We start from the raw sequence: 14,109 nt of genomic DNA, 5'->3' as shown, positions 1-14,109 counted from the left end.
ACGGTGCCCGATGGCTCGACCTCCCCGCTTTACGATTTCGGCTCTCGCCGATCTGCTTCACGAACTCCGCTACGCGCCGCCTGAGACGCTGTCGCGGCAGATGCAGGCGGCCGAAAAACTGCTCAACGAAATTGAGCCCCAGCGCAACTACCCGGAGGACTACGTGCGATTTCGCATCACCGGCTTTCGCGGCGAGCGCAGCGAGGGCGCCTTGTTTGTCGGCTCGGCGCTTGTCGGCGATCTGGCCAAGTTCATCGAGAGGCTCAGTGCGGCCCTCTCCTGGAGCGCCAGTGATTATGCGCCGCGCACGCCGCTGCCTCCCGATGAAGTCGCCCGCCGTCTGAGTGTGAGCGCGGTCACGCTGCACCGCTACCGCAAGGAAGGTCTCGTGGCTCACCAGGTGCGACTGGGCAACGGCCGGCCCCGGCTCGTGTACTTCGCCGATGCGGTCGAGCGGTTTGTCTCGGCAAGGCCCGGCCGCGTGGAGCACGCCGCGCGATTCTCGCGCATCGACGCCGCTACGCGGCAGCGGATCATCTGCCGCGCTCGCCGATACGCTCAGACGCTCGACCTGTCTCTCAACGAATCCGCGCTCCGCCTCGCAAGGCGATTTGGCCGCAGCCACGAAGGCATCCGCCGCGTGCTGCAGCAGCACGATCGGCAGCATCCGGCTGAGTCGATCTTTGCCGACCACGGTCCGATGACCGATCGGCAGCGCCGTCTCGTGCTGCGCGCGCACGACCGCGCTGTGCCCGCTTCCGAAGTGGCGCATCGCGTGGGAAGATCCGTCAACACGATCTATCGCACGGCCCTGGAGCAGCGGGCCCAGCGCCTGCGATCGTGGCCGATCCGAGCCGTCGAACTGCCGACGTTCACCCTCAAGGGCGCCGATGAGGTGATCCTGACCAGCCCTGTGGCGACGCGCGGCCTGCCGGTCGATCTGGACACCGGTGGCGACTTCACGGCGTGGATCGATGAGGCGCCAAACCTTCAACTTGAGGCGGAGGTCGATGAGACGCAGGGCGTGGCGGCATTGCACTACCTGCTGTGGTCGGCGCGGCGGATCATCGAGCGCCTTGACCGCCACCAGAGCCGCGCCGCTGACATCGATCTTGCCGAGACCCGACTGCGCTGGGCAACCCGACTCAAGCTGAAACTGCTCGCCGGACTGCGATCCAGCCTCATCTCGCACGTGGAGATCCACCTCGGCCGCAAACTTCGCCAATCGACGACGACGGAGATCGAAGCGGCGTACCGGCTCATCGTCGCCGCCGGGCTCCGGGGGATCGACACGTTCGATTCCTCGCGACAGGGACGGCTCGGGCAGGTCGCGGTGCATGCGCTGCGCAGCGACCTCGCCCGTCGGTGGGCGCCGCCGCCTTCATCCGTGGCCAGAGCGAGGCACGAGCACGGCGGGATCCGTCTGCCCGATCTCGGCGCGACCATCTATCCCTGGCGGGGCGTCCTCGAACTGAACGCGCGAGCGCTGCCGGGGGCTGCGCGGCTCTCCGCGGATTCCCGCGAGATTCTGGCCGCCCGCTTCGGCTGGACGGGCCAGGCGCCCCTGACCCACGCCGCGATCGCCGCAGCCTGGGACCGGCCGGTGCATCGCATCGTCGCCGCCGAGCAGCGAGCCCGCCGTCAACTCGCGCAAATTCTGCGCGAATATCCCTCGTAAGCGAGTCGACCGGACGACCGTCGCCAGGCTCATCGCGGCTGCACTTCTTGCGCATCCATCGCGCGCACGCTCCTGTGCGCTATCTGCGAGGCTTGAACGTAACTTGGTACTGTGAAAGCCATTGCGCTGATCTTCGGCGCGTCGGGCTCTCGCGGCATGCTGGTTGCAATAAGTCGCCGGCAACGGTGAAGCAGGCAAGGAGTGCCGCATCATGCTCGCGAATCGCATGGAGGCGATTGACAACGAGCGCAGTCGAGTCGGTGAGACTCGCCGCCCATCAGAGGTCGCTCGGCTCGCACTGGGCCCGGCGCCGGCGCTGGGTAAAGGCGCGCGGTCTGGAGAAGAGCTGGCCCGCCGCATCGTACGCCTGGCGTCGATGGCGGCGGTGCTGCACGCGGCCGAGGCCGTCAGTCGGCAGCGGCAGGCCGAAGCCGGCGAGGCGTCTTTGGACGACGCGGAGGTGCGGTCATGAACTACGGCCTGTACACCGCTGCTTCGGGCATGCTCGTCAACATGTACCGCATCGACGTGATCGGCAACAACCTCGCCAACGTCAATACGACCGGATTCAAACCCGACGTGACCGCGTTCCGCTGGCGCGAGGCTGAGCGCATCGAAGGCCGCGTCGGCAACGTGCCTGCGCACACGATGCTCGAACGGCTCGGCGGCGGGGTGCACGTCGCGCCCAATATCACGCTCTTCAACGACGGCGATCTTGAAGAGACGAACAACCCGCTCGACCTGGCGCTTCAGGGCAAGGGTTTCTTCAAGTACGCGACGGGGCGCGGCGAGGGTGCCGAGCGCATGCGCTTCAGCCGCGACGGCCGCATGACCATCAGCAGAGACGGCTATCTCGTCCACGCCGGCAGTGGCATGCGGGCGCTTGATGAGGGCGACAACCCGATCCAGCTGCAGTCGACGGGCGAGGTCCGAATCCAGCCCGACGGCACGATCGAGCAGGCCGGTCTGCGCGTCGCAAAACTGGGGGTGGTCGTCCCGCCGGATTTCAAACTGCTTCGTAAGGCCGGCGAGAACATGTTCATTCTCGACAATGTGTCGCAGGAGAGCCTGCTCCCCGCCGGCGCCAGCGTGAAAGCCGGCTGGCTCGAAGGCAGCGCCGTGGACTCGATGGCCATGATGATGGAACTCTCGTCAGCCAACGGCGCGATTGCCGCCAACGGCCGCATGATCCAGATGAACGACGAACTGATGAACAACGCGATCAATCGCCTCGGCCGCGTGGCCTGAGCGGCGTGATCGCAGGAGTGTGAGGATCCATGTCTGTCATTGCCCTTCATTCAGCCGCCACTGGCCTCACCGCCCTGAACACCGAACTGGACGTCATCGCCAACAACCTGGCGAACCTGAACACGACCGGCTTCAAGGCCAGTCGCGCCAACTTCCAGGACCTGCTCTACATCGAGAAGAAGCAGGCGGGCGTGGAAAACCTCAACGGCGATCAGCGCCCCATCGGCCTGTACGTCGGCCTGGGCACGCAGGTGTCGGGCACGCAAAAGAACTTCGAACTGGGGCCCGCTGAACAGACCGGCCGCGAACTCGACCTGCTCATCGAGGGCGCCGGGTTCTTTCAGGTCAAGATCGAGGACGACCGAGGCCGCGACGGCATCGGCTACACCCGCGCCGGCAACCTCACGCTCAACAGCCGCGGCGAACTCGTGCTCGCGACCGACCAGGGCCGCGTGCTCTACCCGGCCATCACCATTCCCGAGGACGCCGTGAGCATCTCCATCGGCAGCAACGGCATTGTGACCGTCGGTGAGCCGGGCGGAACGCAGACGCAAGTGGGGCAGATCGAGACGGCCACGTTTGTCAATCCGGCCGGGCTCGAAGAGATCGGCGAGAACCTGTTCGTCGCCACCGATGCTTCGGGCGATCCGATCACCGGCGCGCCGACCGAGGAGAACCGCGGCGGAATCCGCCAGGGGTTCCTGGAAGGTTCCAACGTCGAACCCGTCCGCGAACTGGTTCATCTCATCAAAAGCCAGCGCGCCTTCGAACTCAACGGGCAGGTCATTCGAGCGGCAGATGACGCGCTCCAGCAGGTGAATCAGCTTCACAGAAGGTAAGTGAGTCATGACCGACGTCAGGTTATATCTCGCCGGGTTCGCTCGCCGCTGGGCCGTCGTGGCCACGCTTCTGGCCTGCGGCGCCACTGCGCTGGCGCAGGACCGGATCGTGCTGCGCGGCTCGGTGCGCGTCGATGCCGATCAACTGGCCGTTTCGCTTGCGGATGTCGCCCAACTTGAGGGTGAGGTGGCGGAGGCGCTGGGCGAAGCGGTGGTCTTCGAGGCCAGCGCGCCGCCGGCCCGGCCCGTGACGATCAGCCTGGCCGACGTACGCCGCCGGCTCGACGAACGCGGCGCCAATCTTGGATTGCTCGCCCTAAGCGGCCGGGACTGCGTGATCCGCTGGCGTTCGGCCGAGCCCGTCCAGCCGGCGCCGGCACAACGGCCCGCCGCCGAGGCTCGCACGGCCGAGGCGCCCACGTTTGCCGCAGCACTTGTCCAGGAGCCGACGGTGCGCGGCGCGATCGCGGGGTATCTGGCGGGCGTGGTGTTCCGCTGTGATCCGGCTGATCTTCAACTGACTTTTCGCGAGTCAGAGCAGGAAGATCTGGCCAGAAGCACCAGAGGGTTTGAACTTGAGATCAGGCCGCTTGCGTCGCGGCTCTCGCCCACTCTGCCGCTTCTCGTGAACTTCTTCCGCGGCGCGGGCGTCGTCTGCAGCGCGCGCGTGACGGTTGACGTGGCGGTGCGGCAGCATGTGCTCGTGGTCCAGCGGTACGCAGCCCGGGGCGACATTCTCGACGCGGCTGATCTCGTCGTGGAAGAGCGGATCCTTGAGCCGCAGGCCTCCACGCCCCTTCGGCGCCTTGAAGACGCCATCGGCAAGGAAGTCCGCGGGCGCCTCGTGCCCGGCCAGATTCTCTGCGAGCGCGACACCGCCTCGCAGGTCATCGTCGCTCGCAACAGCGAGGTCACCATTCGCGCGCGGCACGGCATGTTCGTGCTTCGGATGCGCGGCCGCGTGCTCCAGGACGGCTGCCTGGGCGACGTTGTGCGCGTGCAGCGCATCACTGACCGCGTTGAACTCACCGGCATCGTCTGTGAGGACGGTGAAATCAGCGTGGACACCGGGTTCATCGATCGAGAGGAGATCCTGCGATGAGTAGCCGCCTCATTCAACGTTCAGGCGCAGCGCTGTCGCTGACGTGCCTCCTGGCCGCGGGTCCGGCGGCGTCGGGCCAGACAAGTTCGATTCTCGCGCAGGTGCAGGCGAATCCCACGCCTCCCCCGCCGGCCGATGTCGATCCGGCTCTCTCGCTTCACGCGATGGCCTGGTTCACCGTGCCGCAGCCTCAGCCCGTCGTGTGGCGCAAGCACGATCACGTGCAGATCATCATCCGCGAGACGAGCACCGCGCGCAGTTCGCAGGCGCTTGACACCTCCAAGGACTACGACCTGCAGGCCGAGATCAAGGACTTCCCGCAACTCACGATCAACGACCTGCTCGAAGGCATCCTCAAGGCAAGCGAGAACGCGAACCCGGCGAAACTCGACATCGCCTACAAGAACGAGTTCAAGGCCGACGGCAAGTACCTGCGCTCCGACGACTTCTCCGCCCGCGTCACAGCCGAAGTCATCGACGTGTGGCCCAACGGGCATCTCGTGCTCGAAGCGCGCACCTACGTGCAGACGGACCAGGAAACGTCGACGATCCTGCTCTCGGGCGTGTGCGACCCGCAGCTGGTTACGCCCGCAGGCACGATCCTGAGCAACCAGCTCTTCGACCTCCGAGTCATCAAGATGCACGAAGGTCAACTCAAGAAGACCACCAAGAAGGGCCTGATCCCGCGCGTGCTCGAGACGATCTTCGCGTTCTGACCAGATTCAGCAGACCCGCGGCCGCGGCCGCGAGGAGTACAAGATGACCCAGAAGAGCACCCAAACCACGAAGCGCCACCCGATCGCCGGCTGCATCGCCGCAGGCGTGCTTACACTGGCCGTCACCGCCGCTCTGGCCACGGATGTGCAGACGATCGTGCGCGTGAAGGGCCTCGAGAACAACCAGCTCACGGGCATGGGACTGGTTGTCGGCCTCAACGGCACGGGCGATTCGGCGCGGCGGAGCGACTACCCCGCCAAGTTCCTCGCTGAGTTCTACCGCAACAACGGCATGGGCGTCTCTTCCCCGGCTGATCTCCAGGGGTCCGACAGTGTGGCCGTGGTCAGCGTCAGTTGCCTCGTGCCGGCAACTGGCGCGCGCGAGGGCGACCGGCTCGACGCGACCGTGTCCGTTCTGGGCAACGCCAAGAGCCTCAAGGGCGGCACGCTGACGCAGAGCTTCGTTCGATTCACCAAGAACGGCGACGTGGGCGCGTGGGTTTCCGGGCCGATTGACGTCGATCCGACCAACCCGCGCGTGGGCATCATCCGCCAGGGCCTCCAGATGCTGTCCGACATCCGCGCCGATGCGTTCGTCGAAGGTTCGAGAGAAGTCACGCTCGTGCTTCGGCCGCAGTACGCGGGCTATCCGGTCGCCAACATGCTGGCGGACCAGATCACGCAGCAATTGCAGATCGGCACCAGCGGCGGCGAGGGCCGCGCGGTCGTGCGCTCGCCCAACGAGGTCGTCCTGACCATCAGCGATTGGGCCTGGGAGCGGCGCACCGCGACGCTGAACTACGTGCTCACCATGCAGATCGACACGAGCCTGCTTGAGCTGCCGGCTCGCGTGGTGATCAACCGTCGCGCCGGAGTCATCGCGCTCAACGGCGACGTGCAGATCTCGCCCGTGGTGATTTCGGCCAAGGGGCTCTCGATCACGCGAATCAACCCGCCGCCGGTGCCGTCTGCGGCCGATCCGATCTTCAACACCGAGGCGCAGGTCAAGCTGAGCACGGTAGACGATGGCCTGCCCACGACGCAGGCGCGATTGACGGACCTGTTTGAGGCCCTTGATGCACTCAAGGTCGATTTCGACACCCGCGTGGATGTCCTCTATGAACTCAAACGGCTCGGCGCCCTGCACGCCGAATTGATCGACGCTCCGCAATGACCACCGTGGAATCCAGCCCGTTTCGTTCGCTTGCGCCCGCGATGTCCGATGCCGCGGCGCGGGTCCAGCACTTCGACCGGCTCGGAGCGCAGGCGGCGGCCCTGGACGGCGACAAGCCGCTCGCACCCGAGGCTGCAGACTTCTCGCATCTCATGAGCCGCATGATGAAATCCGACGAGACGCCGCTCCCGCGGCGCGAGAAGGTGCGTCGCAATGTCGAGGAACTCGTGGCGCAGACGCTGGTCATGCCGGTGCTCGAGCGCCTGCGGCAGGATCCGCTCGACAGCGGGCTGTTCAAGAAGACGCATGCCGAGCAGTCGCTGCGGCCGCTGCTCGAGGCCGAAGTGGCCAAGTCGATTGTGCGGCGGATGCCCAGCGGGCTCGTGGATCAGATGGCGCACCGTTTGCTCAATCCTCAGGGGTCGGGGGTGATGACCTCCGGCAGGCGCGTCAATGAAGTGCAAGGGAGTGCCCGACATGCCTGAATTGCGCAGTGGAACCGGAATCGGCATCTGCGTGCAGCGCCTCGAGCAGATTCTGCGCGAAGGGGCCGAACTGAACGGCGAACTGCTCGCGTGCATCACCGACTCACAGCAGTGTCTGCGCACGGCGGACACGACGCGGCTGGCGCTGTGCCTCAAGAAGGAGCGCGAACTGGTGGACGCGATCGACCGGCTCGAGCAGCGGCGCAAGGTCGTCGCCGCCACGCTGGCCAGCGCCCTCGAGATCAGCTGTGAGCAGGAAGTGCGCCTGGGCGATCTCGCTGAAGCGCTCGGCGAGCCGGCACAGAGCACGCTGGTCGAACTCGGTGAGGCGCTGCGATCGAGCATCACCGCAGTGCGCGAAGCGGGCGGCGTGCTGCGCGACAGCTGCGAATCGCTGTTGGGGCATGTGACAGGGCTGATGCAGACGATCCAGGCGGGGCTGAGCAAGACTAAGTTGTACGGGCGGGACGGGCGCATCGGCGTCAACGAAGCCGTGTGCGGCGGACTGGACCTGAGGACGTAAGGAACCACCATGGGTCTGACCAGCGCGCTTCAGATCGGCCGCACCGCCCTGAACTATGCCCAGGCGGCGTTGCAGGTCACCGGCAACAACATGGCCAACGCCACGACGCCGGGCTTCACGCGCCAGACCGCCATCGGCGCGCCCCTGCCCGGCGACCGGCTCGGCCGATTCGGCTCGACGGGTGGCGGCGTCCTGCTTTCGACCATTCAGCGCCATGTCGATGAAGCCATCAACGCGCGCATTCGCGGCGCCATAGGGCGAGAGCAGAGTGCCCTGACGCGGCAGAACCTCTTCAGCCAGATTGAATCCATCCAGAGCGAACTGACGGACTCGGATCTGTCCAGCGCGCTCACGCGCTTCTTCAACGCCTGGTCCGAACTGGCCAACAATCCCGGCGATCTGTCGGTCCGCACGCTGGTCGTGCAGGAAGGCGTCAGCCTGGCGGGCCGCCTGCAGGACACCCGGCGCGATTACGTCGATGTCCGCAACCAGATCGACCGCGATGCCGCGCTGCAGGTCAATCGCGCCGACGAACTGCTGACGCAGATCGCGGCGATGAACCTTTCGATTGTGCAGGCGGAGCAGGGGCAGGGGACTGCTTCTTCGCTGCGCGACGAGCGGGATCAGCTCATCGACGAACTGGCGGGCTTCATGGACATTTCCGTCGTCGAGCAGCCCGCCGGCACGGTGGATATCTTCGTCGGCTCCACGCCGCTGCTGCTGGGCAGCACCTCGCGCGGCCTGACGCTGCGTACGGTAACCACCTCCACCGGCTCGGAAACAGTCGTCGAAACGCGCGAGGACGGCGCCGATCTGGAACTCACCAGCGGTTCGCTGGGCGCGCTCATGTCCGCCCGCACCGACATTGTTGAGGGCGTCATCGATGATCTGGACAGCCTTGCTTCGACGCTCATCTTCGAAGTGAATCGCATCCACTCGCAAGGCCAGGGCAGCCGCGGCTTTGAGAGTGTGGAAGGGACCTATCGCGTTGACGACCCCGCGGCGGCGCTCAACAGCACCGCAGCCGGCCTGCCATTCACCATCGTCAACGGCAGCCTGCAGATTCATCTCACGCAGGAGAGCACCGGCGAGCGCACCTCGTTTCAGATCGATGTCGATCTCGACGGCGTCGGCTCGGACATGAGTCTCAACGACCTGGTCAACGCCATCAACACGACGATCGGAGCGGGAAACATCACCGCCGCCGCTACGGCCGACGGCCGCCTGAGCCTCACCGCTGCAGACGGCTACACGCTCTCGTTCAGCGACGACACGTCGGGCGTGCTGGCGGGGCTGGGCGTCAATACGTTCTTCACGGGCGAGAGCGCTCTGGACATCGCCGTCAACGATGTGGTGCTCAACGACGCAACCTATGTCGCCGCGGGCAGTGATCACATCGACGGCTCGAACGGCACGGCGCTGGAAATCGCCGGGCTGAGCACGCGGGCGCTCGATTCCCTCGGCGGACTGTCGCTGCCGCAGTCGTGGACTGCGAGTGTCGAGTCGCTGGCCATCCGCGGCCGGGCGGCCATCGGAGAGACGGCGTCGGCGCAGCTGGTTAAGGAGAGCCTCCAGGCCCAGCGCGCGGCGGTTAGTGGCGTCAGCCTCGATGAAGAAGCCGTCAACCTGCTCAACTACCAGCGCCAATACGAAGCGGCGGCGCGCTACATCAGCGTTGTCGATGAACTCATGCAGACTCTCATGACCATCATCTGAACCATGAGCGCCATACCAAGCAATCTCGCTCGCGTTCCCATCAGCCTCACTACCCAGTCGATGCTCGGCAACCTGACGCGCACGAGCCAGCAACTGCTCGAGGCCCAGGTGCAACTGGCCAGCGGCCTGGCCGTGGGCAAGCCCAGCGACAATCCCATCGGCGCCTCGCTCATCCTCACGCTGCAGCGGGGAATGGACATTCGTGAACAGCGCTTCCGCAATCTCAATCAGGCCGAATCGTTCATGAACATCGCTGACGGCGCGCTGAGCGAGGCGACCGACATCGTGCTCCAGTCGCGCGACATTGCGTCGCAGATGATCGGCCTGGGAGGCGACACGGAAACCCGCCGCAACAGCGCCGAAGTCATCAACGCCATGATCAACGAGATGGTCGATCTGGCCAACTCGCAGTTCACCTCCAACTACATCTTCGGCGGGAGCCAGATCGGGCGAACCCCGCTCGAATCGACCCTCGGCGGGTACCGGTACACCGGCACCAAGTCCGGCCTGCACCTCGATCTCGGCATCGGGCAGCCGCTCGAAGTAACGCTGCCGCTTGATCGCGCTTTCGGTGCGCTCTCGGCGCGCGTGCAGGGCGATCGCGATCTGGACCCCGCTCTCGTCGGGGCGACGAAGATCGCCGACCTGAACGGAGCGCGCGGCCTGGGCGTCAGCCTGTCCACCATCAGCATCGACGTCGGAGCAGTGGGTTCGACGCAGGTCGATCTCTCGGGCGCCGACACCGTGCAGGACGCCATCGATCTGATCGATGATGCGATCGCAGCGCTCGAAACGAGCAGCGGCACGCCGATTCTCGGTCCATCCCGCGTCGGCATCAACTCGACCGGCGATGGCCTCGCTCTCGACGTGGTTGCGGGGCTTACGGTCACCATCGGGGAAGTGGGGGGTTCGACCACCGCAGCCGACCTCGGTCTGTCGCAGTCTGCCTTCACGAATGCAGCACCCGATGGGGCCGACGTCGATCCGCGCCTGACCATGCTGACGCGCGTTTCAGACCTCGCTGGCGTGGGCCCGCTGAGCGACTTCGTGATCACCAATGCCGGCCAGACGCGAACGGTCGATCTGACCGGCGTAACGACCCTCCAGGATCTCGCCAACGCCGTGGCCCGCACCAACATCGGCGCCCGGCTCGAGATTGCGGAGGACGGCCAGCGCATCAACCTCATCAACGAGCTGTCCGGCAGCCGGATGTCCGTCTCCGAAACCGTCGGTGGAACCACGGCGACTGAACTGGGCGTCCGGTCCTTCACCTCCTCGACTCAACTCTCGGATTTCAACAACGGCCTCGGCGTGGAGATCCGCAGCGGGTCGGTCGATCCGGAAACGGGGCTGCCAGATCCCGCGCTCGACGTCGATTTCCGGATCCACCTCAGCGACGGTACCTACTTCGACGTGGACCTCGCCGGCGCGGAGACGGTGCAGGATGTGATCGACATCACAAACGCGGCGGCGCTTCCCGGCACGTTCACCATGACGCTGACCGACGGATCCAACGGCCTGACGCTGACCGACCTCACGGGCGGGGCGGGCAATTTCGTCGTCGAGCAGCGCAACGGCTCGCACGCCGCCGAGGACCTTGGCATCAAAGTCAGCGCCTCAGGCGCAACTATTGCCGGCGAAGATCGCGCGATGATCGAGGTGGACAGCGTCATTACCCACCTGATCAACCTCAGAGACGCGTTGATGAACGACGATTCGCGCGGCATCACGTTTGCTGGAGAGGCACTGACTGCCGACGTCGATCGGCTGGCCCAGGCCCGGGCGGTGCTCGGCCAGCGAGCCAACCGGGTTCAGGCGATCCGCAGTCGTGAAGAGGACCGGCAGTTGCTGGACCGGAGCATGGTCAGCCAGATTCAGGACGCGGATTACAACGAGGTGTCCATTCGCTTTGCGACGCTTCAGACACAGTTACAGGCCGCGATGATCACGGCCTCGCAGTTGGGGAGCCTGAGTTTGATTCGATTCCTGGGGTGAAAGGTGAGCTAAAGAAATCTTCGCCGGCGCCTCGGCCGCGCCGGCGGAACGAACATGGACGAGGGGCGCTCGATCGCGTTGGAGCGCGAATAAGTGCCCCGCACGCCGGTCCAAGGAGTGGACCGGTGAGACCAGGATGGTTCGGCCGAACAATTGGAGCGTTCTCATGAACGTGAAGACGAGTCGTTTTGGCACCGTGGAGATCGATGCCGATCGGATCATCACCTTCAAGACCGGCCTACTGGGCTTCTCGAACCAGACGCGGTTCGCGCTGCTCCAGCCCAATCCGGAAGGCGTGTTCTACTGGCTGCAGGCCGTGGACGCCCCGGACCTGGCTTTTGTGGTGACGGATCCGAGTCTGTTCGTCACGGGGTACGAAGTGCCGATCCGCGACGACCAGGCGGCGAGTCTCGGGCTCAAGTCGCTCGGAGAGGCCCAGGTGCTTGTCATCGTCAATCGCTACGGCGAGAGCCTGACGGGCAACCTGCAGGGGCCGTTGGTGATCAACGTCGAGCAGCGCATCGGCGAGCAGTTGGTGCTCGCCGACCAGCGGTGGTCGACCCGTCACCGGCTTGTGGAAGTCGGCCAGACCGCGCACGCGGCCTCGGCCTGATCCACGGCGACGCAAGCCGCGGGCGCCCGGTCTTCGGATCCGGCGCAGGTGTGGGAAGGCTGGCGATACGGCGCAGGGAGTGCGCCCTGATCGAATGGAGCAACGGAATGCTTGTGCTCTCACGTCAGCGCGATGAAACGATCATGATCGGAGACCACATCGAGGTCACCGTCGTCGATGTCAGGGGCGATAAGGTCCGCATCGGGATCAATGCCCCGACGAGTGTCGCTGTCCATCGCAAGGAAGTTTACGACGCGATTAAGTCGGAGAACGAGCAGGCGGCCCGCTTTGACCAGCGGCAGCTCGACGGGGTCAAGGTCGCCGACGGTGCGCCGCTGCGGCCCGGCCGCGCCAGGACGCCGTCCGATCGCACTCCCCGACTTGATGCGCTCAAGTGTAGAACGGCATGAACCAGGAGCACGCGGCGCGGCCGGAGTTCGCCGCACCAGACCGGCTCGACCAACCTGGCGTCTAACCGCCGTCGAGCCTGACGACACGACCAGTAGCCTCAATCAAGGAGGATTGCCATGGCTAGGATCAACACCAACATCTCTTCGCTGATTGCTCAGTCGAGCCTCAATCGATCCTACAAGGATCTCGACATCAGGCTCGAGCGGCTGTCCACCGGCCTGCGCATCAACCGCGGCGCCGACGATCCGGCCGGCCTGATCACCTCCGAGCGCCTGCGAAGCGAGATGGCCAGCATCACCAAGGCCGTGTCCAATTCCGAGCGAGCCGGCTCCGTCATCGCCACCACGGAAGGCGCCCTGAGCGAGATCTCGGAAATGCTCAACTCCATTAAGGGTCTGATCATCGAGGCCGCCAACACCGGCGGCGTCTCGCAGGAAGAACTCGAAGCCAACCAGTTGCAGATCGACTCGGCGATCGACGCCATCACGCGCATCAGCAACACCGCGAGTTTCGCCGGGTTGCAACTGCTCAACGGCACGCTCGACTACCTCACCTCTGGCGTGCCCACCTCGGCGATCGCCAACGCGAACATCCTCGGCGCCTCGTTTGGCAACGCGTCCAACGTGCCCGTCAATGTCCAGGTCCTCGGCTCGGCCCAGACGGCGTCGATCACGCTCACGGCTGACTATCCCGGCACGACCAACGACGGCACGCTGCTCAGCAGCATCACCCTCGAAATCTCCGGCAACGACGGCGTGCAGGTGCTTCAGTTCGTGTCCGGTCAGTCCATCGCCGACGTCGTCAGCGCGGTCAATAAACTGCGCGACTCGACCGGCGTCGAGGCCAGCCTCGTCAGCGCCGGCGACCTCAGTTCGGGCATGGTCTTCACCTCAATCGAGTACGGCTCCAAGTCGTTCGTCAGCGTCCGCAAGATCGGCGAGGCCGGCGAGTTCTTCGACACGCGCATCAGCAGCCAGCGCGACAGCGGCCGGGACGTGACTGCGGCGGTCAATGGAATCCTCGCCACGGGCAAGGGGCTGGAAATCGCCGTCAAGACGCCGGCGCTCAACGTCGAACTGCTGTTGACCGAGGACTTTGCCCAGGACACCGCCAACACCAAGACGTTCTACATCACCGGCGGCGGGGCGCAGTTCCAGCTGGGGCCGACCGTCAACGTCAACCAGCAGATCAACTTTGGCGTCCGCTCGGTGGCCGCGTCGCGCCTCGGGGCGACGATGATCGACGCCGAGTTGCAGTACCTCAACTCGCTGCAGTCAGGCGGGACCAACTCGCTCGACTCGGGCAACTTCCTGGCGGCGTCCAAGGTGATCGACTCGTCCATCGACGAGGTGGCGGTCCTGCGGGGCCAATTGGGCGCCATCGAACGCAACACCATTCAGCCCAACATGCGGTCGCTGCAGGTGGCGCTGGAGAACATCACCGCCAGCGAGTCCAAGATCCGCGATGCGGACTTCGCGCTCGAAACCAGCCTGCTCACGCGGGCCCAGATTCTCGTGCAGGCGGGAACGGCGGTGCTGGCGACCGCAAACTCGACTGCCCAGAGCGTTCTGCAGCTGCTCGGATAGCCGCGAACCTTAATAGAGATGGA

Annotated in this window: 14 protein-coding genes; all 14 read left to right on the top strand. The window is 65.5% G+C overall.

What is annotated here, in order from left to right; all coding sequences use genetic code 11:
* Positions 1 to 10 precede the first annotated feature (10 nt).
* Positions 11 to 1,678, top strand: a complete 1,668-nt coding sequence (locus IT430_05300; protein ID MCC6907339.1) for a hypothetical protein — start codon at positions 11 to 13, stop codon at positions 1,676 to 1,678.
* A gap of 211 nt (positions 1,679 to 1,889) precedes the next feature.
* A complete protein-coding gene (locus tag IT430_05295; GenBank protein MCC6907338.1) occupies positions 1,890 to 2,150 on the top strand; it encodes a hypothetical protein in 261 nt (86 codons plus the stop codon).
* Positions 2,147 to 2,926, top strand: coding sequence for a flagellar hook-basal body protein (locus tag IT430_05290; GenBank protein MCC6907337.1), 780 nt, complete (start codon positions 2,147 to 2,149; stop codon positions 2,924 to 2,926). The genes IT430_05295 and IT430_05290 overlap by 4 nt, the downstream gene beginning before the upstream one ends.
* A 29-nt stretch (positions 2,927 to 2,955) precedes the next feature.
* On the top strand, positions 2,956 to 3,765 hold the full coding sequence (gene flgG / locus IT430_05285) for a flagellar basal-body rod protein FlgG (GenBank protein ID MCC6907336.1): 810 nt from the start codon (positions 2,956 to 2,958) through the stop codon (positions 3,763 to 3,765).
* Between the two features lie 7 nt (positions 3,766 to 3,772).
* Positions 3,773 to 4,867, top strand: a complete 1,095-nt coding sequence (gene flgA, locus IT430_05280; protein MCC6907335.1) for a flagellar basal body P-ring formation protein FlgA — start codon at positions 3,773 to 3,775, stop codon at positions 4,865 to 4,867.
* On the top strand, positions 4,864 to 5,583 hold the full coding sequence (locus tag IT430_05275; protein MCC6907334.1) for a flagellar basal body L-ring protein FlgH: 720 nt from the start codon (positions 4,864 to 4,866) through the stop codon (positions 5,581 to 5,583). The genes flgA and IT430_05275 overlap by 4 nt, the downstream gene beginning before the upstream one ends.
* A 43-nt stretch (positions 5,584 to 5,626) precedes the next feature.
* Positions 5,627 to 6,757, top strand: coding sequence for a flagellar basal body P-ring protein FlgI (locus IT430_05270; GenBank protein MCC6907333.1), 1,131 nt, complete (start codon positions 5,627 to 5,629; stop codon positions 6,755 to 6,757).
* Positions 6,754 to 7,242 carry a hypothetical protein gene (locus tag IT430_05265; GenBank protein MCC6907332.1) on the top strand — a complete coding sequence of 163 codons (489 nt, stop codon included), beginning with the start codon at positions 6,754 to 6,756 and terminating at the stop codon, positions 7,240 to 7,242. Before IT430_05270 ends, IT430_05265 begins: the two co-directional genes overlap by 4 nt.
* Positions 7,235 to 7,765 (top strand): flagellar export chaperone FlgN, encoded by a 531-nt coding sequence (gene flgN, locus IT430_05260; protein MCC6907331.1) that lies wholly within the window; start codon positions 7,235 to 7,237, stop codon positions 7,763 to 7,765. Before IT430_05265 ends, flgN begins: the two co-directional genes overlap by 8 nt.
* A gap of 9 nt (positions 7,766 to 7,774) precedes the next feature.
* On the top strand, positions 7,775 to 9,481 hold the full coding sequence (gene flgK, locus IT430_05255) for a flagellar hook-associated protein FlgK (GenBank protein ID MCC6907330.1): 1,707 nt from the start codon (positions 7,775 to 7,777) through the stop codon (positions 9,479 to 9,481).
* Between the two features lie 3 nt (positions 9,482 to 9,484).
* Positions 9,485 to 11,476 carry a hypothetical protein gene (locus tag IT430_05250; GenBank protein MCC6907329.1) on the top strand — a complete coding sequence of 664 codons (1,992 nt, stop codon included), beginning with the start codon at positions 9,485 to 9,487 and terminating at the stop codon, positions 11,474 to 11,476.
* A gap of 166 nt (positions 11,477 to 11,642) precedes the next feature.
* Positions 11,643 to 12,089 (top strand): flagellar assembly protein FliW, encoded by a 447-nt coding sequence (locus IT430_05245; GenBank protein ID MCC6907328.1) that lies wholly within the window; start codon positions 11,643 to 11,645, stop codon positions 12,087 to 12,089.
* Between the two features lie 107 nt (positions 12,090 to 12,196).
* Positions 12,197 to 12,499, top strand: coding sequence for a carbon storage regulator CsrA (csrA, locus tag IT430_05240; protein ID MCC6907327.1), 303 nt, complete (start codon positions 12,197 to 12,199; stop codon positions 12,497 to 12,499).
* A 117-nt stretch (positions 12,500 to 12,616) separates the two neighbouring features.
* Positions 12,617 to 14,086 (top strand): flagellin, encoded by a 1,470-nt coding sequence (locus IT430_05235; GenBank protein ID MCC6907326.1) that lies wholly within the window; start codon positions 12,617 to 12,619, stop codon positions 14,084 to 14,086.
* Positions 14,087 to 14,109 lie beyond the last annotated feature (23 nt).

The sequence above is a fragment of the Phycisphaerales bacterium genome (genome assembly GCA_020852515.1).
In the GTDB taxonomy this organism is placed as follows: Bacteria; Planctomycetota; Phycisphaerae; order Phycisphaerales; family UBA5793; genus UBA5793.
Note: the sequence above shows the minus strand (reverse complement) of the source record. Positions and strands in the feature narration are given on the sequence as shown.

Coding starts and splice junctions, on each gene's coding strand:
- IT430_05300 (MCC6907339.1), top strand. CDS start 11: ATGGCTCGACCTCCCCGCTTTACGATTTCGGCTCTCGCCGATCTGCTT.
- IT430_05295 (MCC6907338.1), top strand. CDS start 1,890: ATGCTCGCGAATCGCATGGAGGCGATTGACAACGAGCGCAGTCGAGTC.
- IT430_05290 (MCC6907337.1), top strand. CDS start 2,147: ATGAACTACGGCCTGTACACCGCTGCTTCGGGCATGCTCGTCAACATG.
- flgG (MCC6907336.1), top strand. CDS start 2,956: ATGTCTGTCATTGCCCTTCATTCAGCCGCCACTGGCCTCACCGCCCTG.
- flgA (MCC6907335.1), top strand. CDS start 3,773: ATGACCGACGTCAGGTTATATCTCGCCGGGTTCGCTCGCCGCTGGGCC.
- IT430_05275 (MCC6907334.1), top strand. CDS start 4,864: ATGAGTAGCCGCCTCATTCAACGTTCAGGCGCAGCGCTGTCGCTGACG.
- IT430_05270 (MCC6907333.1), top strand. CDS start 5,627: ATGACCCAGAAGAGCACCCAAACCACGAAGCGCCACCCGATCGCCGGC.
- IT430_05265 (MCC6907332.1), top strand. CDS start 6,754: ATGACCACCGTGGAATCCAGCCCGTTTCGTTCGCTTGCGCCCGCGATG.
- flgN (MCC6907331.1), top strand. CDS start 7,235: ATGCCTGAATTGCGCAGTGGAACCGGAATCGGCATCTGCGTGCAGCGC.
- flgK (MCC6907330.1), top strand. CDS start 7,775: ATGGGTCTGACCAGCGCGCTTCAGATCGGCCGCACCGCCCTGAACTAT.
- IT430_05250 (MCC6907329.1), top strand. CDS start 9,485: ATGAGCGCCATACCAAGCAATCTCGCTCGCGTTCCCATCAGCCTCACT.
- IT430_05245 (MCC6907328.1), top strand. CDS start 11,643: ATGAACGTGAAGACGAGTCGTTTTGGCACCGTGGAGATCGATGCCGAT.
- csrA (MCC6907327.1), top strand. CDS start 12,197: ATGCTTGTGCTCTCACGTCAGCGCGATGAAACGATCATGATCGGAGAC.
- IT430_05235 (MCC6907326.1), top strand. CDS start 12,617: ATGGCTAGGATCAACACCAACATCTCTTCGCTGATTGCTCAGTCGAGC.